Below are 23,735 nucleotides of genomic sequence, written 5' to 3' on the forward strand. Positions count from 1 at the left end.
ATGTTGATTGTTCATGAGTAAGATTAAGTTTTAGGAACGGGTTTATAAAAACGCACCCAGTCTATGAGGTAGATGTTTTTTTCTGGGTCATGCATTTCAATATCGGTTGGGGCGATGCCCATATCAGATCGCCAGTCGTGGGACTCAGTATTAATTATGGCCTGCATCGGTTTATTTAGACCCGAACCATTTGTGTAATTAACAGGATCAATAATATCTTTGCCACTACTGGATTTAATAAACTGGCCGTCAACGTAATATTCTAAATGCCATGGATCACGCCAATAAGCGCCAATGGTATGGAAGTCATCTTTCCACTTTATGCCGTTTCGTGCATACCAAGTATCATCTGTTTTAGGTTGATAGTCTTGAAACGGATTGCGAATAAATACATGGTGACTCAAGTGTAACCGTTCGGAGAACCATTTTTGATCCGCTCTATCGCTGCCATAAGCCTCCAAAACGTCAATTTCTTGAGTGGAATCTTTACTTAAAAACCAAAAGTTAGACGCGGTAACCATATTTGATATTTTAGCTCTGACTTCCATATAGACAGGGTATTCGATGGATTGTTTTGAAGTAATACTGCCGGCAAAAACACTGCCGTTTGTTTCGTTTCGACCGGTGGTTATTCTTAAATACCCATCTTTAACTTCAGAGTATTCTGGATGCCATTCCGTAAGACCTGGGCCATTCCAGGCGTTAATAAAGCCCTCAGTCCAGCGTTGATGAAATTCTTCACTTTTGCCTTTGGCGGGGGCGGTGTAATTGAAATCGTCTGACATATCAGATAACTCCCAAACCATACCATCAGGTGCTATCGCTGGAATGGGATAATCATTCCAATCGTTTACTTGGAGCGGTGCGATAACCGCGCATGCCGAAAGCAAAATAAGGTTTTTCATATAGCCTCTATTGGTAACTGTTTATTGTTGACAATTTGAGGGTAAAACGAATAGCTTAAAATTTCCACTACTAATTTAGCTACTTAGGAGATTTTGGTGCTGTTGTACAAATTAGCGGTTTTGGAGGGGAGGGGCGTAAAGTTAGACTCTGTAAATCCAGGTTTTTATTGCTCTAAAAATTGGTGGTCAAAATATTAACTCTGGTTAAAACAATAAGTCTGATCATAAATGAACAGACTTATTGAGAAAATGACTTACTTAACTAGTGAGTCATTAATTGGTGGTTACTTTATGGTATAAGGCGCTAGCTCTTTTGCTTCTTTTAAATTTTTCTCAAATAACGCACGGTAAAATTGCGACATGGCGAGTTGTCGGCCCAATCAAAACTTGGCCACCAGGTGTCTGGATACAAACCACCATTATCTGATAGGAAAAATATCAATGTGTTTTGGTATTTTCCTTGTTGTTTTAGTGAGTCAATCAACATGCCGATACCTTGGTCCATTTCGTCAACCATAGCAGCATAATAGGTAGGGCATAGCCGTCTGAATTTATTGTGGTTTGCTCGGGATAGTAATGACGGCCACCATCTAAAATACATTCACAATTAACAACACTTCAACCTGTGTTGTTAATTGTTGACAATATTTGATGGTTACAAAAAAACCTTGTTTGTGCAACAAGGTTTTTCGTTTCTATTTGATATTTGCTTTAGTCGACTTTATCGCCTGGGCAATATTCCCTTCTCTAAGGGCATTTAGTATTGCTCTGTGTTCGTTAACGCATTGCTCAGTATTTACGATACGTTTGTAATTTAAACGCATACGCATAACATATGGATACCAGATATTGACAAGTTCATCACCGCCAGCTTTTTCTATAATGTAGTGATGGAATGAAATGTCGATTTTGGTTACCGCCGTATAATCTTCATTTTCTAACGCTTCTTGCAAGGCAATTAGGATGTTATCCAATGCATTAAAGTCGCGTTCAGTCAATTTGTCTTTGATTTGCTCCAAAGCAAAAACTTCGATTTCGCGTCTAAGCTTTATCATTAATTTTTGTAATTTTGGTTCGAGGATACAATTTACAGAAGCACCGCAATTGTTTTTAGAGATCAAAAGGCCTTCTTTTGTTAATTGTAAAATAACATCACGAATCGGCCCACGTGATAGACCAAAGCGTTCAGCAAGTTCTTTTTCATTGAGTTTTGTGTTTGGTAATAAATCACCTGAAATAATATCTGAACGAATTTGATCGGCAATTTGGTCTTTTACGGTAAGGATTTTTGTAGTTCTGGTAACGGCCATCGAGGTTCCTCAGTTGTTAAGGCGGTAATTTTAGTGTTTTCGCAATAAAATGCAATTGTTTAATTGTTTACAAAAGACCAGTGTTTTTTGTTGAATTAGCCAGTAAAACGAATTAGCTATATATAAGTAACCACTGATCAAAGGTTAAGGTGATAAGAATTGTCAAATTACGTTCATTATAGTTAACAATATCGCAATGCTAATTACTGATACTTTTGCGCGTTACTTGTTTAGCGTTAAATAAAGGTTTAATAGTTGAATGCGTAAGTTAGTAACTTATTGGATTTGTTCACTTGCCTGCATGTCCGTTTGCTTTGTTTAGTTCATCAATCAATTTCAGCGCTAGTGTGGTGCTTTATATTTTACTTTCGACTAATCTAAAAAAATTATTTGGCAGCGAATCATTAATTTATTGCCTTAGTTTTCATTTTGTTACTGGGGTAATTACCCTCGTTTAAGAGCCAAAATAGTAATAATTGAAAATTGTTAACAAAATATTTGTGAGGTTTATGTACGCGTCGCTAGCAAACAAATGGGCGAGTTAGGTTATGTCATAATAAACGGCAAAGTGAATGGAAATAGAGATTGAGGCTAAATGCTTCAAACTATAAAATGACTTTCTTTTGTATGTCGTATATAAAAAGTTAATTGAAGATTGTTAACAAAAACTTGTTGACATAAGTAATTGGGTAGATCTAAAGTGTGTGTAGATTTTATTCAAACTCTGTAGTTGGTGGGCGAGATAAAATCAACAACTATTAAAACTAGATCAACTGGGAAAACACAATGTCAAAATTAAAGACGAGTTTTAAGTTAAGTGCTGTCTACATGGCGATGCTTGCTTCAACAAGTTATTCCTCACACGTCATTGCTGAAGATAACGATAAAAATAACAAAGCAGAAGAAGACGTTGAGGTCATTGAAGTTAAGGGCTTTCGAGGAAGTCTTAAGAAATCGCTAAATGATAAACGATTTGCTTCGGGAGTTCGTGACACAATTAATGCTGAGGATGTGGGTAAATCTACTGACCAAAACATTGCTGATGCTTTGGGCCGAGTAACTGGTGTTACCGTAGTAAGTAGCGACGGTGAAGGTACTCAAATTACAGTACGTGGTGCTGATGCTAATCAAAATAATATTACGCTTAATGGTCAAGCATTAACATCAACGGATTTCTCTCAAGCTGTGGATTTAAGTTCGTTCTCCGCCGACATACTTTCTAAATTAGAAGTTGTAAAAACACCAAGCGCCGACCACGACGAGGGGTCATTAGGTGCGAGTGTCAATTTAGTTACCGTACGTCCATTAAACCAAATAGATGATATTCGTTCTCTAACGGTTCAAGGTCGATACAATGATTTTTCAGATGAAGCAAACCATAAGATACAGTTTTCAATTTCAGAAAAATTTTTAGATGAAACATTAGGTGTTTCACTTACTGCGTACGATGAAACAAATGCATATCGTAAAGACCAATACAATGCAGGCAATTTTGTCGAATCCCAAGAATATACTCAAGCTGTTGATCAAAATGGCAATGTAATATCTGGTGTTAAAGCCATCGAACCAAGTTTTGCAAGTTATGAACTTCATCAAAATGAAAGCAACCGCCAAGGGGCTTCATTAGGCATTCAGTTTTTACCAACAGACACATCAGAACTAATGTTTGATGTTACTTATAGTAAACAAGATTCAGTTAGAACATTTGATGCGATACAGGCAAAAAGCTTTTCGAATAACCTTAACTGGATTGAAGGTCAAGTACCGACAAGTTTCGTAAGAGCGCCAAATCCATATTCTGATCCAATTGACTGGATCCAAGTGGATACAACGACGCACGACATGACAAAACGAGTTAATCGTTATGGTAACGGTAATATGGTCCGTTCAGACGGTGGTCAAGACAATGAGAACTTGAGCACGACGTTAAACTTTCAAACTGAATTAACCGATAATTTGCGCGTACAAGCGCAAGTAGGTTATTCATCAAGTAAATCAGAAAGTTTACCAAATGCTTATACGGTTATGGAAAACTATTATCAAGTTCCTGGTCAGCTATTATGGGATGCCGGTGCAAATATTGAACCGGTCGGTGTTGATTGTACCGGGGGCGGTGATACATGCTCAATGGTATACGGTGATTCATTTGTTGATTTAGGTGACCATTTATACGCTTATACCGATCCTGAGACCGGCTCTCGAGTGCTAGGTAGCGCCGATAACGTGGCCTTAACAGGTTTCAACCCTCAAGATGTTTCATCCTTCCATTTAGGTTATATCCGTGAAAATGATCGTAATATTAAAGATACTATTGCTAATGCTCAAGTGGATTTCGACTGGGATATAGATGACTATGGCATTACAACTATTGAGTTTGGTGCTAAAACTTCAAAACGTAACAAAGATGTTGATGATCAATCTTATAGTTTCCAATCTTTGGAAGCTACGGAGATTATCAGAGACCCTGTTACAAATGAAATAGCGGTTGAGCTTGGTGGTTCATTAACGGATATACGCGGTGATATAATCGCAGGTGACCCAATAGAGTATGATGACTTTATGGAATCACTTGGATATGCACGAGAAGGGTCAACAGTTGGCTGGACACCTATTGATGTCAAAATGGCTAAAGAGATGATTTTAGGCGACGGAAATGTGATTCGCAATGTCGACAACACTGCCTCTCGTGAAACCAATATTGATACAAATGCCCTTTATTTCAAAACAAACTTTGAATTTCTTGATGGCCAGTTAACAGGTGATATTGGTGTTCGTTATGTTGAAACCGAAGTAGAAGCTATTGGTTACTCAGGTATGAGTTATTATGAACAAGGTGGTTCAGATTTAGAGCGTGACATTGACCGCCATACTTTAGGTGAATTGGCTGATAGAAGTCTACCTGAGTGTCGAGCTGTTAATTTAGGTGATGATGGCGTTGCTCAAGATTATGAATTAAAATATCAACGTGTAGATGGAACTGGTTGGGATACAAGTGCCGGTCCTGATCCATCGACTTGGACTCGTATTGAAGACCAAGGGGCTTGTCACGATCCATTATTTGCTAATTACGCAGATGCATTAAATGATTATCGAGCTGGAAACGGTGCAATACCTACACTGGCTGACTATAGTTTGTTATGGCAAAGTATGTGGCGTTATGCTGATATAGGTACTGGCCGTACCTATGGCTGGGACAATCTACCTGCATGGAACGGAGAGTCCACAGGCGTAATTACTAATTACTCTTGGGAAACATCGACTAATAATCAAGTTGCATCAACACCAGCATATAAAACTCATAAATATACGAATGTTTTACCTAGTTTAAATTTAAACTATGCATTCTCTGATGATTTTGTTGGTCGTTTAGCTTTGTCTAAAACCATGACACGTCCAGAAATAGATTTGTTACGTCCAGGTTATAAAGTGACAGAAGCTGGTTATTGGGGCAGTGGTAATACTAATGTAGGTCGTGTTGATATGTATAACACGCAATTAGAGCCATTAGAGTCTAATAATTTGGACTTATCACTAGAATGGTATTTCAGTGAAACGGGTATGTTAAGTCTTGCATATTACAAAAAAGACATGTCTAACTTCACAGATCGTGAAACTACTTTGTCGCCAATTTACAGTGTCAGAGACCCTGAAGACGCACCAGAAAGCGGTGATGAATTAATCTTGCAAAATGAAGCTGACATTGCTGAATGTCACCCAATTAGAGCGACGACTGAATTCGGTTACCTAGCGAGTGACCCAACAACGTTTAGCGGTGATGCAAGTGACAACTGTGCAAATATGACAGTGACAAAAACAGTTAATGCAAAAGACGCGACAATTGAAGGCGTAGAAGTCGGCTACATGGATACCTACGACTTCCTACCTGGAGTTTTCGGTGGCTTAGGTATTAATGCAAATTATACTTATCAACAAAGTGAATATGAATCAGAGTATTCATCAATCAATCCAAACCTGTTACTACCGTCATTCCCAGTAGCAGATACTCCAGAGCACAGTTATAACTTTACCGCGTTCTGGGAACAAAATGGTAATCAAATACGTTTAAGCATGCGCGGAACCTCTGATTCATTAGTGGGTAAAGATTGGGCGAATGGCCAATACGGTCGTAGCTGGAACCAAGGTTCAATTTGGAATGAAGGTCGTACGACGCTTGATTTGTCAGCTTCTTGGCAAGTAAGTGAAAACATGTCGTTGACATTCCAAGCAATTAACTTAACTGATGAAGCATACCGCACCTACTTTACTAGCCGTACGTTAAATGTTGTACGAGTCGCGGCAGACAATGCAGCAGGTTACGACTTTGTTGCGTTAGAAGAAGGTAATCCACTTGAGGGGGATGCACCAACACATCGTACTTATACTAAGTACAAAGTTGGTACGACATACCGCTTAGGGTTACGCGTTAACTTCTAAAAGTAGTTCGGATTGTGGCGGTATTACACCGCCACTAAGCAAAAACAGAATTTGGTACAAAATAATGAAAACAATAAAAACAAATAGAGTTTTATTAGTTAGCTCAATACTGGCAGCATTAGCTGGATGTAACGTAGAAAATCCAGAATACGACCCAGAATCAATGGGTAATTCAGTCGCGCCGACACACGGTGGTGATATTGTTGTTGATCTTCACGAAAAAAATGTATTCAAACAATACAATTTATTAGGTTCAATAACGGGTGAAAATACTGGTGAAAGCATTGCAAAAGACGCCGATGGTAATTATTTGTCTGTAACGGATATAGCCATTACCACATCTGGTGATAGAACCGAAGATATCGGCTCTGACGGTATTTTAATTCAAGGAAATAAAGTAGGTGTTAGAGCTTTGGATATCGCACCTAATTTAGATACTGACGAAACCCACACGGTTGTATTAACTTACAATATAACTGACGGCGTAAACAAAACGCCTCGTACAGCAACTTTTAACTTTACCGGGGAAGATTTTGCTCCTGAAATTACCGGCGGGTTACTTGGTAATTTCACGCGAGACGCTGGTGCCAGTGTATTAGATGGGCTTAAAAATGTTACTGATGCTGACAATGAAATACTTACGTTAAGCAACTTAGTTGCTGACGCAGCGAACCCATATAATTTGCCTGTTACTATAAATGGCAGTAATTTAGATGTAGATATATCTGCAGTTGAAAGTAGTATTCCTGATGGCCAAAAAGTGACATTTAACTTTACTTATACAGTAAGTGATCATCGTTTTGACCTTACGCGTAATTTAACTATTAATGTACTAGGTGTACAAGATATCAGTGGCGCACCATTAGTTTTAAACTACTTTAAAACTGATAAGTTTGACGAAACCGACGGTTTAAAAGTTTACAACCTAGCGGATGAGATAGAAGAGCGTGAAGGTGATGACATCGTAATTAGTGACGTTATGTTAGACGGTTCTGCGGAATTACCATTTGGTGTTAAATTTGAAGGCACAACATTAACGTTTAACCCTAATGCATTTTATGACGATATCGCGGCTAATTCATTTAAAGACTTTGTTTTTACTTATAAAGTAGCGGATTCCAATGGCAACATGTCTGACGGTACTCCAGAGTTAGCTCTGACTGTTGATGGCGTTGAGTCGAACTTATTTAAAGCGTTAGGCGCAGACGTAGGTTTTGAAAATGGTGGGACTGGATTTAGTTTGTTTAACTGTCCTGCAGGGATTGAATTTACAAACTCAATCGTTGCCAACGGTGAACATTCTATGCAGATGTTGGGTAATCCTTGTTATGTCACTATTGGCGCTCAGTATTTCCCTGATTTAGCCGCGGATCAAAAGTATTACTTTAGTTACAATGCTTATGTAGGTGCGGGTGATGCATCGCCATACATGATGATCAGTAATGACCCAAATGGTGGACATAACTTCTGGGCAGGTGCTCGCCCTTGGCATCCAGCTAATGGGACTTGGCGTCCACTCATGATAAATTATGATACCAATAGTGGATATTTAGCGACAGCCAATGCTGCCGGTGAAAAACCAAATGAAATTGGTGATCAATTACAAATGTTTATCATGAGCGCATGGATGGGTAATGACGGCATGCCGGTCTTTGATGACTTTAATATGGTTCGTTATGATAATTTAGAAGGTGTTGATTTACTAAATAATAACGAAGGAACATTTGAAGCCGCAGATTATGCTCCAACGTCTTCAGGTGGTGGAACGGTTGAAGTTCAAACCGACGCAAATAATGCGGATAACAAAGTTCTATATGTGGATACAACTGGCGCCGATGCTGGCGGAGTTAAAGTAGAATTTGCAGTTCCCAATGGAGCAATTGTTTCTGGTGGTAAATATCGAGTCACTTTTGATATTCAGTATGTGAACTTTGAGGAAAATAAAGCAGCAGCAACTGATCCAAATATTAACCAGTGGGGCGGTTACACATTAGATGTAGTATTTGCTAATGGTGACAATGACTTAAACTTTACTCTAAACAATACGATATGGAATGGTGCAGGCTTTGGCCAAGTTCAAGGTATTGCGGATGAAACTACCCATTGGTTCGGCTTTGGTGCTAATACTGATTGGAACAGCGATAATGTTACCGCAACCTTTGTTTTAAAAGGGGTTGGCGCTAAATACATTATTGATAATATTAAGATTGACCGCGTACCTTAATTGTTCGTAGTTAATTAAATTTGATAATAAAGGCCGGCTTGCCGGCTTTTTTATTGGGTAAAATTAATTTAATGTAGATTGATAATTGTTAACAATTGTAAAAGGGTGTATAAAAGAATATAAATTTAATAGATGAAGTCATCTCATAAAACGTGAGTAAAGATCAAAATGCCAAAACAACAATATGAATTAGTTAATACAGAAGCGCATAAACATCTAAAAATTAACACGCAGCAAGTTAATGTAGTTGAAAACAAAGTGAATGCCTGTGTTGTCGTGGCAGGTGAACTTAGTACTTTAGTTCATGAATACCCTATATTTATTAGCAAAAGCCAGCAAACACAGCAGTATCAATTAACCGCTATTTTAGGGTTACATAGTGGTGAAAACCTCTATTTAGACGGTGAAAAATGGCGGGCGAAATTTCTGCCACTAGATATTTTACGTAAACCATTCCACGCATTTATTCCCGACCCTAGCAAGCCAGCTAAAGGTTCAATTGCAATCGATCTTAACAGCGCCATGGTCAATGAAAATGACGGGCAAAGCTTATTTGAAGACGATGGCAACGCGACGGATTACTATAAAAGAATTGAAACAACATTTGCCCAATTAATGGGTGGTAGTAAGTACAGTGCAGATTTGTTGCAGCTTGCCGCTGATTTAGAATTGTTAGAACAAGTTTCTCTCGACATTGATTTACCTAATGATCAAAAAACTAGCTTGACGGGATTATACGTATTTGATCAGGAAAAACTGACTGCACTTACCGGTGAAAAACTAGAGAAGTGTCATCAATCAGGTTTATTGCAAGTTAGTCATTTGGTTTTGAGTTCTTCCGTACATCTCCAAAAATTAATTAATTGGTTTAACGAAAAATAGCCGGTAACCAGCTTGGAATTCAGCAAGAAGAACACAAAAATGAACATTAACAAGACACCGACAAACATTTCTATAGTTGCATTTGCCCTGATCGCTATTCCTATATTATTAACTGGTTGCGGTCAAAGTAAACATCAAGACTCCGTTGAGCCAAAGCCTGCGCAAACCCTGTTTAATTTTGAGTCAGATGCAGAACTTAGACAATTAAAATTAAACAACGCTTTGGCGACACTAAGCCATATAAATCATAGTCAGGCAGCTAAGATTGAATTTTTAAGTGCTCATAACCATGAGTCAATGGTGGAATTTGTCCCTACTGAAAAATGGAATTGGTCAAAGTTTAATGCATTTGGTGTCGCGCTAGATATCAGTAACTCAGAAAACTCGTCGGTACATTTATACGTGACTGTTAAAGACTCCCATGGTTCGAGGCATAACCGTAGCTTTGTGGTACCTGCTAATTCATCAGACAAATACGTAATGGAACTTGCCGGAATTGACTTAAACATTGAAACCGGTATTCGTAGCAACCCATTTAGTTGGCAAGATAAATATAAACCAATAATTTGGCGGTATGGTTCAAAGAATATTGATTTAACGGATGTAGCCAGTATTTCTTTTAAAGTGATTGGTGTTCCAGAAAATAAAATTTTGCATTTTGATAATGTCGAATTAGTCGAACCCAAACAGATTGATCAAGATTACTTAGTTGGTTTAGTAGACAAGTACGGTCAAAGCACAAAAATTGAATTTGCCAATAAAGTTTCGACAGACGTTGAGTTAGTAAAAAAATCACAACAAGAAATTGAACGGCTTAACAAAGCTGCAAACTTCGATAGATCGAAATTTAATGGCTGGAAGTCTGGCCCCAAACTTCCTGCCACAGGTTTTTATCGAGTGGATAAATATCAGGGCAAGTGGACACTTGTAGACCCACAAGGCTATTTATTTTATTCCAACGGAATTGCCAACGTTCGTATGGCAAACACCACGACAATTACCGGTTATGATTTCGACCCAACACACATTAAACCTCGCGACCCTGGTGATTTAACTCCAGAAGATTCAATTGGTTTAAATACGGCACCTGCGAAAGCATGGCCTACACGTAAACGAACTTCTGACCTTAGAGCAAATATGTTCACTTGGTTACCTGAGTATGATTCCACGTTAGGGCAATACTTTGGATACCGTCGTGAAGTACATAGTGGCGTAATTGAAAAGGGCGAAACCTTCAGTTTTTATCAAGCTAATTTAAGTCGAAAATATCAAATGAAAGACATGGATAAAGTCGAACGTACATGGCGCGAGACCACCATTAAACGAATGCAAAATTGGGGCTTTACCTCGTTTGGTAACTGGATTGACCCAAGTTTTTACGACATGGCGGAATATCCGTACTTTGCCAACGGATGGATAATTGGTGACTTTAAAACTGTTAGCAGTGGCAATGACTATTGGTCGCCGCTACCAGACCCATTTGATCCAAAGTTCAAAACGCGCGCCTTTATTACCGTTGAGCAGATTGCGAAAGAAGTCAAAAACTCTCCCTGGTGTGTTGGTGTGTTTATCGATAATGAAAAGAGTTGGGGACAAATGGGAAGCCACAAAAGTCAATATGGTATCCCATTGAGCGCGTTGGCACTGAATAGTAACAACAGCCCAAGTAAGGCCCATTTTAGCCGCTTGATGAAACAACAATACAATACAATTGAAGGCTTAAATCAAAGTTGGCAAACCAATTTTGAGTCATGGTCTGAGTTTGATAGTGGCGTTGAGTTACAAACGCTAACGGATAATATTGTTGCTGACTTATCAACGATGTTGTACGAATTTGGTCGACAATATTTTGTCATTGTAAATCAGGCGATGGAACAATATATGCCAAATCACTTATATATGGGCGTGCGTTTTGCCGACTGGGGGATGACACCAGAGTTACGTCAGGCAGCCGCTGAAATCGCGGATGTCGTAAGTTATAACTATTACAAAGAAGTGATAAATGATGATTTTTGGCAATTTCTAGCTGAAGTTGATAAACCAACAATCATTGGTGAATTTCATAATGGTTCCTTAGATTCTGGCCTGCTCAATCCGGGTCTCATTCACGCAAGCGACCAAAAAGATCGAGGTAAAAAATACGCTGAATACGTCAACAGTGCGATTGATAACCCGTATTTTGTCGGCACACATTGGTTCCAATACATTGACTCGCCACTTACTGGGCGAGCACTTGACGGTGAAAATTACAACGTCGGTTTTGTCTCGGTGACCGACATTCCGTATCAACCGCTCGTAGATGCGGCGAGCGAAGTAAATCGTAATTTATACCAACGACGGTTTAACGATAAACGAAATTAACACTAAGCCAGTGACAAAAACATTAGCGTGTGTAAGTCGCTGGTGTTTTGGTCATTAAAAAAACTTGTTAATAATCAATTGTATTGAGGTAGATTGGAATTGCGTAACATAACAGCCATATTATTAGTAGTCACAAGTTGTTCTGGGTATTCTGCTCAAGCAACGGGTGCTGAAAAAGGCAAACCAAATGACATAGAAACGATAGAAGTTTTTGCTAACTTTAATCCGGTTCGGTCGAATCAAATGCCTAGCTCGACATTTGTATTAGAGAAACATCAAATCGATAAAATGCAGGGGACGTCAGCGTTAGATCTTTTGGCGCAAGTACCCGGGATTACAACAAAATCGTCTGGAATGGTGCAAGAAATTTTCCTTCGAGGGGCCGAAACCAATTTTGTCATCTTGCAAATTGATGGTGTGCAAGTCAATAACCCAATGGACAGCCGTGGTGGTAGTTTTGATTTAAATTCAGTCTCCAAATATATCATCCAAAGAATTGAGATCATTAAAGGTGCTCAATCTTCAATTTATGGCTCCGATGCCATTGCCGGAGTGATAAATTTAATTACTTTTGAGCCATCTAATGACGTTCGCACAGTAGGCCTTCATTATTCAAAACACGGAAAAAAAATTGCGACAATCGCAGTTGGCGGCCAAAACAGCACGCTTTCGGCAAATTACACAACCACTGATGTTCAGCCCAACGGAAACAAGTTAAGGGCCGCAGAATTTAGCATTCATCATCAAGTCAACTTGCTTGATGACTCTACAACGCGTTTTAACATAAGGCACAGTCGTTATCGTCAGCAAGGTTATGCGGACCAAAGTGGTGGCGCCATGTATGCCGTAAATACAGACAAAGAAAACAAAGATGGTAAATCAATAACTGCTGCGGTGCGTCATACCCAGAAGGTGAGTCCCGAATACCAATTGGGTGTTCAAGCTGAATATTATTTAGCGGAAGATAATATTACTTCACCAGGCATACAGCCTTATGACAATGCGCCACCATCGCAAAGTCAAAACGAATATGAGTACATTAAAGTGCGCTGGTTGAATCAGTTACTGTTAGGAAGTAATACACTCACCGCTGGCATAGACATTAAAAGCGAGCAAGGCAAAACCGATGGGCAGATGTTGCTGTTTGGGTCTGAACTGCCAACCATTTACGATTTAACAAGAGATAACTTCGCGGCTTTTATAGACAGCCATTGGAAAATTGCCCGTGCAAGTTTATTTGCCAGTTTTCGACATGACTATAGCAATGAATTTAAGAGTATAAATACTTGGAAGTTAGGCGCTGATTATAACTGGAGTCCTAATATTAGAGGGTATATTAATGTTGGCACTGCATTTAAACAACCCAGTTTATATGCACTAAGTAATAACTTAATCGGCAACATGGACCTTGAGCCAGAGGAAGCATTCAACACCGATTTAGGACTTGAATGGTTCGTTAACTCATCAAGCTTGAGTGCCTCTATTTTTAGTTATGAATATGAAAATCTAATCGATTTTGATGGGCAAACGTTCGCTTTAGTCAATCGTTCGAATATTCGCAGCGCTGGTGCAGAAGTTATTGTCGAACACGAATTGACAACACAGCTGTCGATGTCGGGTCACGTCACCTATGTTCATACTAAAACCCAAGAAGGGGCATTATTAACAGGCCGACCAGAGTGGCAGGCTGGGTTAACTATGAACTACCAACACAACAAAAATTTGTCTACCTCCATTAGTACAACTTATATCAGTGATACGACAGCAACTAGTTTGCATACAGGTACATTTTCGGTTGAACAGTTGTCAGCTTACTCTCCGTTTCATGCAGCGCTTTTTTGGCAACTCAGTGACAAGCATTTATTGGATTTTTATTTAACAAATGTTTTTGATGAGCAGTATCAAACTGCTGTTGGTGTGCCCGGCGAGCGTCAAACTTGGGGCGTTAAATATCAATATGTATTTTAACTTGGTATGCGTAATTAACCTTTTGGAGTGTCATATTTAATGAAGAATGGCGTTTTTAACCTAGTACTTTTGCTTTTGATCTTATCGAGTGACTTGATGGCAAACGAAGTCAATCAGCGACTCACGCAAAAAAGTTTGTCGCCGATTGAGATCAAACAAGGCCAGCAATTATTTGAGCAGGTATGTGCTTCTTGTCACAGTAAGGATCTAAGTGGTGCTTCGGGTTTTAATCTCAAAGATGCAGAATGGGTTCATGGTAATAAACCCGAGGCCATCTTACATAATGTCAAAACGGGTTTTGCTAATGCGGGCATGCCAGCGTTTGGTGCAATATTTACCGAGTCGCAATTGGAATCGATAGTCGCGTATGTCATTTCTAAGCGAGAGGGATGGGATAACTTATCTTACAAGTTGTATCAGTTGAATGGCGAACACGATAAAGAAATAACGGCCGACAAATTAGTGAAATCAGGCTCATTACCTAAAGGTTTTGCGGATTATTCGATTCCTGAAATTGAACATTATTTCATAGAGTTTGAGGGTGACTTTTACGCCCCAAAAAATATGGATTCGCAACTTTGGCTCCAATGGGGCTTCCCTCATGAATACAATGTATTTATTGATGGGTTACAAGTGCATAAAGGCGGAACGGCGTGGTTTCCAACTTGGGGTTTAAAACGAGGCAAGCAACGACTTAAGGTAACTTACCATTCTGGAACGTCAAAACCCGGTCAACGAAATTTAATTGTCTATGTTACTAACCTAGATATGACCATCAAATTGTTTGCTTTATCTAGTCGAGCAGAGCAAATCATGGCTGGAAAAAACTACGAGATAACCGCGTCGAATAAAGCCGTTGTTGAACGAAAACGAATCAATGAACTACCGCCCTATACTATTTCGGTAGGGTTACCTTCAAAAATAAATTACGCTTTTAATACTAAATCTTGCTCTATTGTCGGCCTTTGGTCGGGTGATATGTTGAATATAGGTCCAAACATTGATGGTCGCGGTGATTTCCCAAGTTTACCTCTTGGTGATTTAGTTTTTAAATATCCTAAACAAATCAAATTTGAGCCTTCTCATTCTTGTAAGTATTTGGGCTATACCACCCTTAATGACGTTCCTGTTTTTAAATTTCAAATACAAAATGAAACCTATCAATTCTGGGGAGAAAGCAACAGCTCGAAGGAAATTTCTTTCTATTGGCAGTTAACGGGTCATAAAAACTTACGTTTATCACTGCCTCAGGTTGACTCTATTCAGTGGCAAGATCATAACGGTAAAACAGTAGAAAACGGTTTTGATGCAATGCCAAATAAAGAACAACAAGTATTGCTAAAAGCAGTCATAAAACAATAACTATTGGGGTTGAATTAAGATGAATAACGTATTCATAAAACAATTTTTTAGAACTGCTTTCGCTATCTCTAGTGTTTTGACAATAGGCACTGCGAATGCCGCGCAAGCACCAGAACATACTTATAAACCAGACGGCTACAAGATCATTACCGTTGAAACGCCAAAAGATGTTCGTTTTCACGCGACCGGTTTAGACAGCGACAAAGAAGGTGTCATTTGGGTGGCAACTCGATTGGGGGAAGTTTGGTATTTAAAAAATAATAGTTGGTCTAAATTTGCGGAAGGTTTGCATGAACCAACGGGGCTATTAGTGGATGAAGATGGTTCTATTCTCGTTGCACAAAAACCAGAGCTAACTCGCTTAGTTGATGCTAATGATGATGGTGTTGCTGACAGTTATATACCAGTAGCGAACCAATGGACGTTTCACGACAACTATCATGAATTTACCTTTGGTCCAGTAAAAGATAAACAAGGGAATTTATACGGCACTTTGAACCTAAGTCATAATCACCCTGATGCTTTCAGAATGGGCGCGATGGGGACGACAGGCGGGAATCGAGGTTTTGCTTTTAAAGTAGACAAGGAAGGGAAATATACGCCTTATGCTCACGGTTTACGCTCGCCTGCGGGTATAGGTGCTAGCCCTCAAGGGGAAGTGTTTTTTACGGATAATCAAGGGGATTGGGTACCAACCTCTAAAATGCATTTATTAAAACAAGATAAGTTTTATGGTCACCCCGTATCGTTAATTGAAATCGACGGATTTACTCAAGAGCGTGTAAAAGCATTACCCTTAGACACACTAAGCGCTATGAGTGAAAAGCCAGTGGTTTGGATACCTCATGTTGAAGTCGCCAACTCACCAGGTAATCCAGAGTGGAACACCACTGAAGGAAAATTTGGCCCGTTTGAAGGGCAAATATTTATAGGTGACCAAACCCAATCAAATGTATTTCGAGTCTTATTAGATGAAGTGAACGGCCAATATCAAGGAGCTGTTATTAACTTCATGAATAAATTTCAAAGTGGCAATATAAGGGCTGAGTTTGATATTCATGGTCAGTTATGGATAGGACAAACTGCACGAGGTTGGGGCGCTCAAGGTGGTAAACCATTTGGCTTGGAAAAAGTGGTATGGGACGGAACAAATCCATTTGAATTGCTGGACATCAAACTCACGAAAAAGGGCTTTAAACTAACCTTTACTGAAGCGCTAAACCCTGAGTCTGTTACCGCTAAAAGTCTCAGTGCCCAATCTTGGCATTACCATTATTCTAGTAACTATGGTTCCCCTAAGGTGGATTTAACCTCTTTAACCATTAATAAGGTTACCTTGTCTGAAGACCACAAAACAATCTATGTTCAGATGCCTTTGGCAAGCGACAAAGTAATACAAATTGATTTTCCCGGTTTAAGAGACGTCAAAGGACGGTCTGTGAGCGTGGAAAAAGTGTATTACACCCTGAATCAGCTACGTAAGTAAAAGCCGTGATGAAACTAAAATTAATGCCTTTAGTGCTATGTTATTTTTTGCTTAGTTGCTCGGTGATTAATAAAGCTGAACCTAAGCTAAAGGTACTGATTATTGATGGCCAAAATAACCATGCTATCTGGCCAAAAACAACCCAGATGATGAAAGTGTACTTGGAGAGCATTGGGCAATTCGAGGTTGATATTTATCGCACCCAATTCACTTGGATGGGAAAAGACTTAATCACCAAATTTCCAGCTCAAGATGGCAGAACACATCAAGCTTCTAAACAACCTAAACATGATCCTACATTCAGTCCAACGTTTTTAAACTATGATGTTGTGATTTCCAATTTTGGTTGGCAAGCAGCACCTTGGCCAGAATCAACACAATTAGCGTTTGAGCAATATATGAAAAATGGCGGTGGTTTTGTCACTGTTCACGCGGCGAACAATTCGTTTCCTCAATGGGGTGAATATAACAAAATGATTGGGTTAGGTGGTTGGGGTGGTCGTACTGAGAAAGATGGCCCTTACCTCTATTTCGACGACGCTGGCGAATTACGAAGGGATATGACACCGGGTAATGGTGGAGGTCATGGGCATCAACATGAGTTTGATATTCAAGTGAGAAACAAAAACCACCCAATTATGCAAGATTTACCAACGAGTTGGCGTCACAGTAAAGACGAGTTATATAACCGGTTGCGAGGTCCTGCGGAAAATTTAACCATATTAGCCACGGCTTACGACGATAAAAAATTTAATGGTTTTGGACGGAATGAACCCGTCTTTATGACCATTAAATACCATAAGGGCCGAGTATTTCATACGACCCTTGGACATGATTCGACGGCATTCCAAGACACAACCTTTATGTCGATACTGGCAAAAGGCACTCGCTGGGCAGCAGGTTTAGAGTAAAGCTTGAATAACTAAGTTAAAGGCGTTTTCTATGTTTCGCAACATGACACTATCGATGAGTTTGTATGGTTTATTAGCGTTATTTTCTTTTTGTTCCATCGCTCAAGTCCCAGTTTCAGTTCAAGGTGAGCTGAAAAAATGGCACAAGATCACTCTTGAATTTGCTGGGCCAAATGTATCGGAACAGGATAACTACAATCCGTTTATTAACTATAAATTGAACGTATTGTTTACCCATTCAAAGACCAAAGCTACTTACCTCGTTCCCGGGTATTTTGCCGCAGATGGGAATGCGGAAAATACCAGTGCTGATTCAGGCAATAAGTGGCGTGTGCACTTCAGTCCAGATGAAATAGGGCTATGGAATTGGAAGGCGAGCTTTATTAAAGGTAATTATGTTGCCGTTGCGAAAACCAATAAAACAGGATTGAGTGCTGGTTTTATGGATGGGCAATCTGGCTCATTTGAAGTAAATGCCACGGACAAACGAGGTCCAGATTTTAGAGCATACGGCCGTCTACAATATGTTAATAAGCCCTATTTAAGGTTTGCGGATCAAGGTGGATATTTTATAAAAGCAGGACCTGACTCTCCTGAAAATTTGCTGTCGTACGCTGATTTTGATGGCGGATTTAAAAACGATGGGTTTAAAGATAATTTAGTCAAAACCTGGCAACCTCATGTTCGAGACTGGCAAAAGGGGGACCCTACGTTCAAATCTGAAAAAGGCAAAGGGCTGATCGGCGCACTTAATTATATTGCCAGCAAAGGCATGAACTCGATTTCATTCTTAACGCTTAATATTGTTGGCGACGATCAAAATGTATTTCCTTATGTCGATAATAAAGATTTTTTACGCTTTGATGTGTCGAAATTGGCGCAGTGGGAAATTGTGTTTGAACATGCTCAATCGTTAGGTCTGTTTTTACACTTTAAGACACAAGAAGTGGAAAATCAGGGTCTATTAGACAATGGTGGATTGGGACTTGAACGCAAGCTTTATTACCGCGAACTAATAGCACGCTTTGGACATCACTTAGCGCTTAACTGGAATTTAGGGGAAGAAAATGGTGAATGGCATCCTAATCCGCCAACACCACCACAAACCACCATCCAGCGGTTGGCAATGGCTAAGTACTTTAAACAAACCGATCCGTATCAACACCACAGAGTCATACACAATGGTCAATACTTTCATGATATAGCAGCCAACAACAGCCAATACACAGGCGCTTCAGTGCAAACTTCCTCACCCGATTTTTCACAAATTCATGGTGCGGTTAAACGTCTCAGAGATTGGCCTGTTAATAATGGCCGACCATTGGCTATCGCAGTAGATGAGCCCGGTGACGCTGAATACGCTTTGCGTTCTGATGCACTAAACCCTGAACATTTTGATGCGCGTTCAAATGGTTTATGGGGCGCATTAACCGCAGGCGCGTGGGGCACTGAATGGTACTTTGGTATAAAAATAAACACTCGGATTTAACCGCGCAAGATTGGCGAACCAGAGATAACTTTTGGTCGCAAGCCAAACACGCTATCGACTTTTTTAACATCACCAATTTAGATTTACCTAATGCCGTCAACAAAGATGATTGGGCTACAAACGCTTGGGTGTTAGCCAAAGATAATGAATTTTATGTTGTTTACACCAAAGATGCATCAGCAGGTGTTTCGCTTAAATTACCCGGGGAGCCTGCGAATTATAGTGTGTCATGGTATGACCCAAGAAACGGTGGTGAATTACAACAAGGCTCAGTAACTCAATTGTTACAAAACGAGCCATTTAAACACTTTTGGGTTCGACATCAAAAAGATTTAGGCGCTGCACCAAACAATCCAGATAAAGACTGGGTGATTTTGGTTCGTAAAATCCAGCAGTAATGTAAGTCAATAGGGCAATCAGGTTGTGTATGAGGATACTTACAATCCTATTACCACTATTTTGAGAAATAAAACGCAAAACATTTTTTTGGGAGATCAAAGAATTGAAGTGGATTGGAATTAACAAAACGATACGTACAAAAGTAATTTTGCCAAAGGTGCTCATGATCGCTCCTTAAAAGAGCTTAATAATTATTCCGATATAGCGTGTGAACATTAAAGTTTGTTGTATTCGCAAACTAAGAGTTAAAACAAAAATTAGAACATTAACCTGAGTATATTTTATGAAACGAAAAAGTTACAAAATCACCTCTTCAATGATATTTATTTTGCTCACTGCCGTAATGACTGGCTGCAATAGCTCACAGACTGCAACGAACAGTCAAACAGCAATCCAAAAAGAAAAAGAGCAACCCAATATATTGTGGATCATTACAGACGATCAACGACCAGACTCGGTCAGTGCATACAATCGCGTAATGTACGGTACCAACGAGAGCCCGTTAGGGTATGTAGAGTCTCCAAACATTGATAAGTTGGCTGCAGAGGGCACGCTATTTGTTAATGCATTCACGAACTCGCCGGTGTGCGGGCCTTCAAGGGGCTCGATGTTGACAGGTCGTTATCCTTTTAGAAATGGTCATTATGCATTTGAATTGACTCATCAGAACCCTGACTTTGTAAAACCTACGGTGTCACAAACCATTCGTGACAATGGTTATCAAACCTCTGTTTTTGGCAAAGAAGACTCTTATATTTTTAAGTGGGGACCCGGTCAAGGTTTTCATGATGCAGGTTTGTTCGACTATAAAGTGCATTTTAAACATCACTTACAGGCAAATAACAAAGGCGATATCTTCGGCGAAGCGTCGTACGGCGAAGTTGATGGTTCCCCAGTAATGAACGGTTATGCTGAGAACGTTGTTTATGCAGACGGTCGTACTCGTGAGTATTTTCTTAAAAGAAAAGGTGGTGAGCTTACTGAACGAGATTTAGCTGAAAGAGAAGTGACCAACCAAGAATTTGATATTTTACGTGCGTATACGCGCACCAATACATCGCTAATTTTAGCAGGGGAAAATCCACAACCTGCAGATAAAACGGTTGACGCTTATATTGTTAAAGAGTTTGTAAACTACTTAGATAATGCAAATAAAGCATTTAAAACCAGTTGGGGCAGTGACGCTAAAGGCGCGAATTCAAATAAACCGCAATATATGCAATTGGGATTTCATCTGCCACACACGCCGGTTTTACCGCCTAAATCCATTCGAGATAGATTTAAAACTAAGTCCTACAACATACCTGACTATTCAGCCGCAGAAACTGATAAGTTGCCAGAGCAACTGCAGGCGATTCAACAAGCCGGTGACATATCGGGCATGACTTATGAAGAGAAGCAAAAAGTAATTCAAGACTATTATGCCTTTTGTGCTCACGGCGACGACCTAATTGGTAAAGCCGTTGAAGCATTTAAAGAATACAGTAAAAACAGTGGCCGAGAGTACGTCATCATCTACACTATAGGAGACCACGGCTGGCATTTGGGTGAGCAAGGCATCGAAGCCAAGTTTGGTCCATGGGCGCAATCAACCGCGAATGCTGCGATCCTTGTATCGTCAGACAAGTCCCTTATCCCAGCGGGTAAAGTGTATAAAGACTTAGTGGAGTTTGTTGATTTCGCTCCAACGGTATTAAGTGCCGCAGGCGTTGATACCAGCACAGAACAATTCGATTATTTAGACGGCTATAACTTGTTTGATGTATACAGTGGCAAGCTACCAAAACGCGATTATGTATTGGGTGAAATAAGTGTAATTTCGGGACCAAGAGCTTATCTGCACTCTGAACGTTTTCGATTCTCAATGCGAACACGACCATTTAATAATTGGGCAACAGAAGAGCAATTAGGTAAAGAGTTAGATTGGGCGCTAACGACAACGGCAGAGAAAGCTGAAATGACGCTATACGACTTGGACAACGACCCGTTAGAACAAAACAACCTTGCTTATCAAAACGATTATGTTCAACTCGCGGGCTGGTTCAGGAATAAACTAGGTAATATCGTGCTGGGTGATGGACGTGTTGAAGCCGATTGGCGCAAAGCCAACGCTTACCACATCAGTAATTTTGCTAAAGGTGCGGATGATAAGGTGCTCGATATACCACAAGAGCTCATTCCTTCAATTGCCGGTAGGAAATAATATTTATTTAATGGGTAATTATTTAGTTGAAAGGGTTGCCGTTAGGGGTTGGTTAGTCGTTGGGTTAATAACGAGATAACTGGCTGAACAGCGGTACCTGACTTATTGTCAACACAGTGACGTTACAAGCCAAATATTTACCCATTGATACAATAAGCTTTTGAACATAGCAAGCGAAAACCTAAGCACAAAGTAGTTATCGGCCACTGGAACACTACTACGTCAGTTTTACACGGAAATTAATGCCGAAGTTGATCAGCGAATGGAAAGGAAGACAAGCTCAGAATTTTAATTCTGAGCTTTTTTATTTGCTTGTTAGTTATCTCATTTACTAAATTATTGTGTTATTGATCTTCTAACTTCCAAGTTCTCACCCAATCAATATATGCCGTATTTACGTCATTGTTTGAGAGTTCAGACTTTTTAGGAAGACCGCCCACCCAACTCGCTTCACTAGTCCAAAGATCAAATATTATTTCTAAATCTCTGGTAAATTCACGATCGTACGTTTTGCCATCTAAATGCTCACCGACTTTGACTTTTCCTGCTGGTTCGCCATTTAAATAAAACTGCAGGTTGTTGGCATCTTGCCACCACACACCATAAATATGGTAATCCTCATTCCAACCCACATTTTTTAGCGGATTGACATCCGACAGGCCTGAACGCAAAAAGTTACCATGTTCACGAACGGTTTGAGGGTCTTTGTTTGAATCTGCTTGGAAATACTGAGAGTTCATTTGATAAGGGTATTCAGGTTTACATCCACATGAAGGGTTTGAGTTATTTTCTATAATGTCGATTTCATCTCTGTTGTTGCTGTCTCCATTGTTTAACCAATATGTTGTATAAGCTGACAAATGGGAGGTTTTTATTCTCGCCTCGGTATACATAGGGTATTTAGTTTCGGCTTTACTGTGAACTCGAGCAGTTTGGAACCAACGCCCTTCAGGATTGCTTTCATTTAATGTTGCTTTAAGCCATAACTTGCCGTCGGTAACACCTGAGTTTTCGTCTGTTGTGGACATAAAAACCGGGACGCCATAGTTCCACGACGATTTGAACCATTTCGAATTATCCCAAGAATCAAATTCGTCTGACATAGATTCGAGTTTAACCCAAGACTTTCCTGTTGGCGTGGTATCTGAAATAGATACAAAAGACGGTAAGCTAGGGTCCATGTTGTTAAATAGCTCTGCGGTCAGCTGGGTTTCTATTTCGTTTACTGTAATTGATACAGTCGCTGTTACTTCGTCCCCATCAGCATCGGTCAGCGCATAAGTGAATGAGTCGTTACCTGTGAAATTTTCATAGGGAATATATTGAAATACGCCATCAGAAATTTCAGTTACATCACCGTAAACGGGATAATGAGTAATACTGTAATCATCTCCGTCGCTACCGTTAGCACCAATATCGTCGTTATTTGATACGGCAATTTGGTTTGCCGAGCCTGTTTGACTATTTGCATCGACGGTTAACAAATCATTTTGTGCGCTCGGTACAGTATTTACAGACGTGTTTTCATCATTATTTGAGCTACAGCCTAACATCAGAGATGCGCTTAACATAGACATGATAAATGGAGATTTTTTAAGGTTTAGTGTGTTCATATTTTTATGAGCTTCAGTTGATATAGAGGTACTAAAGTTATCAGAATATTTAACAAAAATACAATTTGTTAACAATTTACTATAAACAAAGTTGTTGGTGCTTGGAATAAACTTAAATTTGTTATTACAAATGCCTAAGGCGTTCGTCGTCTACAAATGTTTGTATTGTTAACAAAAAACAGTTGACT

General features: G+C 39.6%; 15 protein-coding genes. 11 read left to right on the top strand and 4 right to left on the bottom strand.

The genetic code is table 11. The annotated features are described in order from the left end of the window. Positions 1-23: 23 nt before the first annotated feature. From KO525_RS16270 to KO525_RS16280, 3 genes are all read right to left on the bottom strand, one after another. Positions 24-905 carry a beta-agarase gene (locus KO525_RS16270; RefSeq protein ID WP_215964885.1) on the bottom strand — a complete coding sequence of 294 codons (882 nt, stop codon included), beginning with the start codon at positions 903-905 and terminating at the stop codon, positions 24-26. 322 nt (positions 906-1,227) lie between these two features. Continuing rightward, entirely contained in the window at positions 1,228-1,506 is a 279-nt protein-coding gene (locus tag KO525_RS20020; RefSeq protein WP_215964886.1) for a sulfatase-like hydrolase/transferase, read from the bottom strand. Positions 1,507-1,600: 94 nt separating this feature from the next. Further along, on the bottom strand, positions 1,601-2,215 hold the full coding sequence (locus KO525_RS16280; protein WP_215964887.1) for a GntR family transcriptional regulator: 615 nt from the start codon (positions 2,213-2,215) through the stop codon (positions 1,601-1,603). Positions 2,216-3,001: 786 nt separating this feature from the next. Here KO525_RS16280 and KO525_RS16285 point away from each other — a divergent pair. The 11 genes from KO525_RS16285 (at position 3,002) to KO525_RS16335 (ending at position 21,934) form a co-directional block, all read left to right on the top strand. Beyond that, positions 3,002-6,649, top strand: a complete 3,648-nt coding sequence (locus tag KO525_RS16285) for a TonB-dependent receptor (RefSeq protein ID WP_215964888.1) — start codon at positions 3,002-3,004, stop codon at positions 6,647-6,649. A 64-nt stretch (positions 6,650-6,713) separates the two neighbouring features. Next, complete coding sequence (locus KO525_RS16290) at positions 6,714-8,873, top strand: hypothetical protein (protein WP_215964889.1); 2,160 nt, start codon at positions 6,714-6,716, stop codon at positions 8,871-8,873. A gap of 168 nt (positions 8,874-9,041) precedes the next feature. Then, the gene (locus KO525_RS16295) at positions 9,042-9,755 is read left to right on the top strand and encodes a SapC family protein (RefSeq protein WP_215964890.1); all 714 of its coding nucleotides are present in this window, start codon (positions 9,042-9,044) and stop codon (positions 9,753-9,755) included. 39 nt (positions 9,756-9,794) lie between these two features. Further along, positions 9,795-12,116: a beta-galactosidase gene (locus KO525_RS16300; RefSeq protein WP_215964891.1), complete on the top strand. Its 2,322-nt coding sequence runs from the start codon at positions 9,795-9,797 to the stop codon at positions 12,114-12,116. Between the two features lie 99 nt (positions 12,117-12,215). Further along, positions 12,216-14,084: a TonB-dependent siderophore receptor gene (locus KO525_RS16305; RefSeq protein ID WP_215964892.1), complete on the top strand. Its 1,869-nt coding sequence runs from the start codon at positions 12,216-12,218 to the stop codon at positions 14,082-14,084. Positions 14,085-14,123: 39 nt separating this feature from the next. After that, the gene (locus KO525_RS16310) at positions 14,124-15,446 is read left to right on the top strand and encodes a cytochrome c (RefSeq protein WP_215964893.1); all 1,323 of its coding nucleotides are present in this window, start codon (positions 14,124-14,126) and stop codon (positions 15,444-15,446) included. Between the two features lie 19 nt (positions 15,447-15,465). Next, positions 15,466-16,932 (top strand): hypothetical protein, encoded by a 1,467-nt coding sequence (locus KO525_RS16315; protein WP_252736558.1) that lies wholly within the window; start codon positions 15,466-15,468, stop codon positions 16,930-16,932. Positions 16,933-16,940: 8 nt separating this feature from the next. Beyond that, entirely contained in the window at positions 16,941-17,843 is a 903-nt protein-coding gene (locus KO525_RS16320; protein ID WP_215964894.1) for a ThuA domain-containing protein, read from the top strand. 31 nt (positions 17,844-17,874) lie between these two features. Further along, the gene (locus KO525_RS16325) at positions 17,875-19,332 is read left to right on the top strand and encodes a DUF5060 domain-containing protein (protein WP_215964895.1); all 1,458 of its coding nucleotides are present in this window, start codon (positions 17,875-17,877) and stop codon (positions 19,330-19,332) included. Continuing rightward, entirely contained in the window at positions 19,296-19,730 is a 435-nt protein-coding gene (locus KO525_RS16330) for a hypothetical protein (protein WP_215964896.1), read from the top strand. Before KO525_RS16325 ends, KO525_RS16330 begins: the two co-directional genes overlap by 37 nt. 284 nt (positions 19,731-20,014) lie before the next feature. Beyond that, positions 20,015-21,934: a sulfatase-like hydrolase/transferase gene (locus KO525_RS16335; RefSeq protein WP_252736557.1), complete on the top strand. Its 1,920-nt coding sequence runs from the start codon at positions 20,015-20,017 to the stop codon at positions 21,932-21,934. Between the two features lie 344 nt (positions 21,935-22,278). On the opposite strand, the gene KO525_RS16340 is transcribed toward KO525_RS16335, so the two are convergent. After that, positions 22,279-23,547 carry an Ig-like domain-containing protein gene (locus tag KO525_RS16340; RefSeq protein WP_215964897.1) on the bottom strand — a complete coding sequence of 423 codons (1,269 nt, stop codon included), beginning with the start codon at positions 23,545-23,547 and terminating at the stop codon, positions 22,279-22,281. Positions 23,548-23,735 lie beyond the last annotated feature (188 nt).

The organism is Psychrosphaera sp. B3R10 (assembly GCF_018861025.1).
Taxonomy (GTDB): domain Bacteria; phylum Pseudomonadota; class Gammaproteobacteria; order Enterobacterales; family Alteromonadaceae; genus Psychrosphaera; species Psychrosphaera algicola.

Coding starts and splice junctions, on each gene's coding strand:
- KO525_RS16270 (WP_215964885.1), bottom strand. CDS start 905: ATGAAAAACCTTATTTTGCTTTCGGCATGCGCGGTTATCGCACCGCTC.
- KO525_RS20020 (WP_215964886.1), bottom strand. CDS start 1,506: ATGTATTTTAGATGGTGGCCGTCATTACTATCCCGAGCAAACCACAAT.
- KO525_RS16280 (WP_215964887.1), bottom strand. CDS start 2,215: ATGGCCGTTACCAGAACTACAAAAATCCTTACCGTAAAAGACCAAATT.
- KO525_RS16285 (WP_215964888.1), top strand. CDS start 3,002: ATGTCAAAATTAAAGACGAGTTTTAAGTTAAGTGCTGTCTACATGGCG.
- KO525_RS16290 (WP_215964889.1), top strand. CDS start 6,714: ATGAAAACAATAAAAACAAATAGAGTTTTATTAGTTAGCTCAATACTG.
- KO525_RS16295 (WP_215964890.1), top strand. CDS start 9,042: ATGCCAAAACAACAATATGAATTAGTTAATACAGAAGCGCATAAACAT.
- KO525_RS16300 (WP_215964891.1), top strand. CDS start 9,795: ATGAACATTAACAAGACACCGACAAACATTTCTATAGTTGCATTTGCC.
- KO525_RS16310 (WP_215964893.1), top strand. CDS start 14,124: ATGAAGAATGGCGTTTTTAACCTAGTACTTTTGCTTTTGATCTTATCG.
- KO525_RS16315 (WP_252736558.1), top strand. CDS start 15,466: ATGAATAACGTATTCATAAAACAATTTTTTAGAACTGCTTTCGCTATC.
- KO525_RS16320 (WP_215964894.1), top strand. CDS start 16,941: ATGAAACTAAAATTAATGCCTTTAGTGCTATGTTATTTTTTGCTTAGT.
- KO525_RS16325 (WP_215964895.1), top strand. CDS start 17,875: ATGTTTCGCAACATGACACTATCGATGAGTTTGTATGGTTTATTAGCG.
- KO525_RS16330 (WP_215964896.1), top strand. CDS start 19,296: ATGGTACTTTGGTATAAAAATAAACACTCGGATTTAACCGCGCAAGAT.
- KO525_RS16335 (WP_252736557.1), top strand. CDS start 20,015: ATGAAACGAAAAAGTTACAAAATCACCTCTTCAATGATATTTATTTTG.
- KO525_RS16340 (WP_215964897.1), bottom strand. CDS start 23,547: ATGAACACACTAAACCTTAAAAAATCTCCATTTATCATGTCTATGTTA.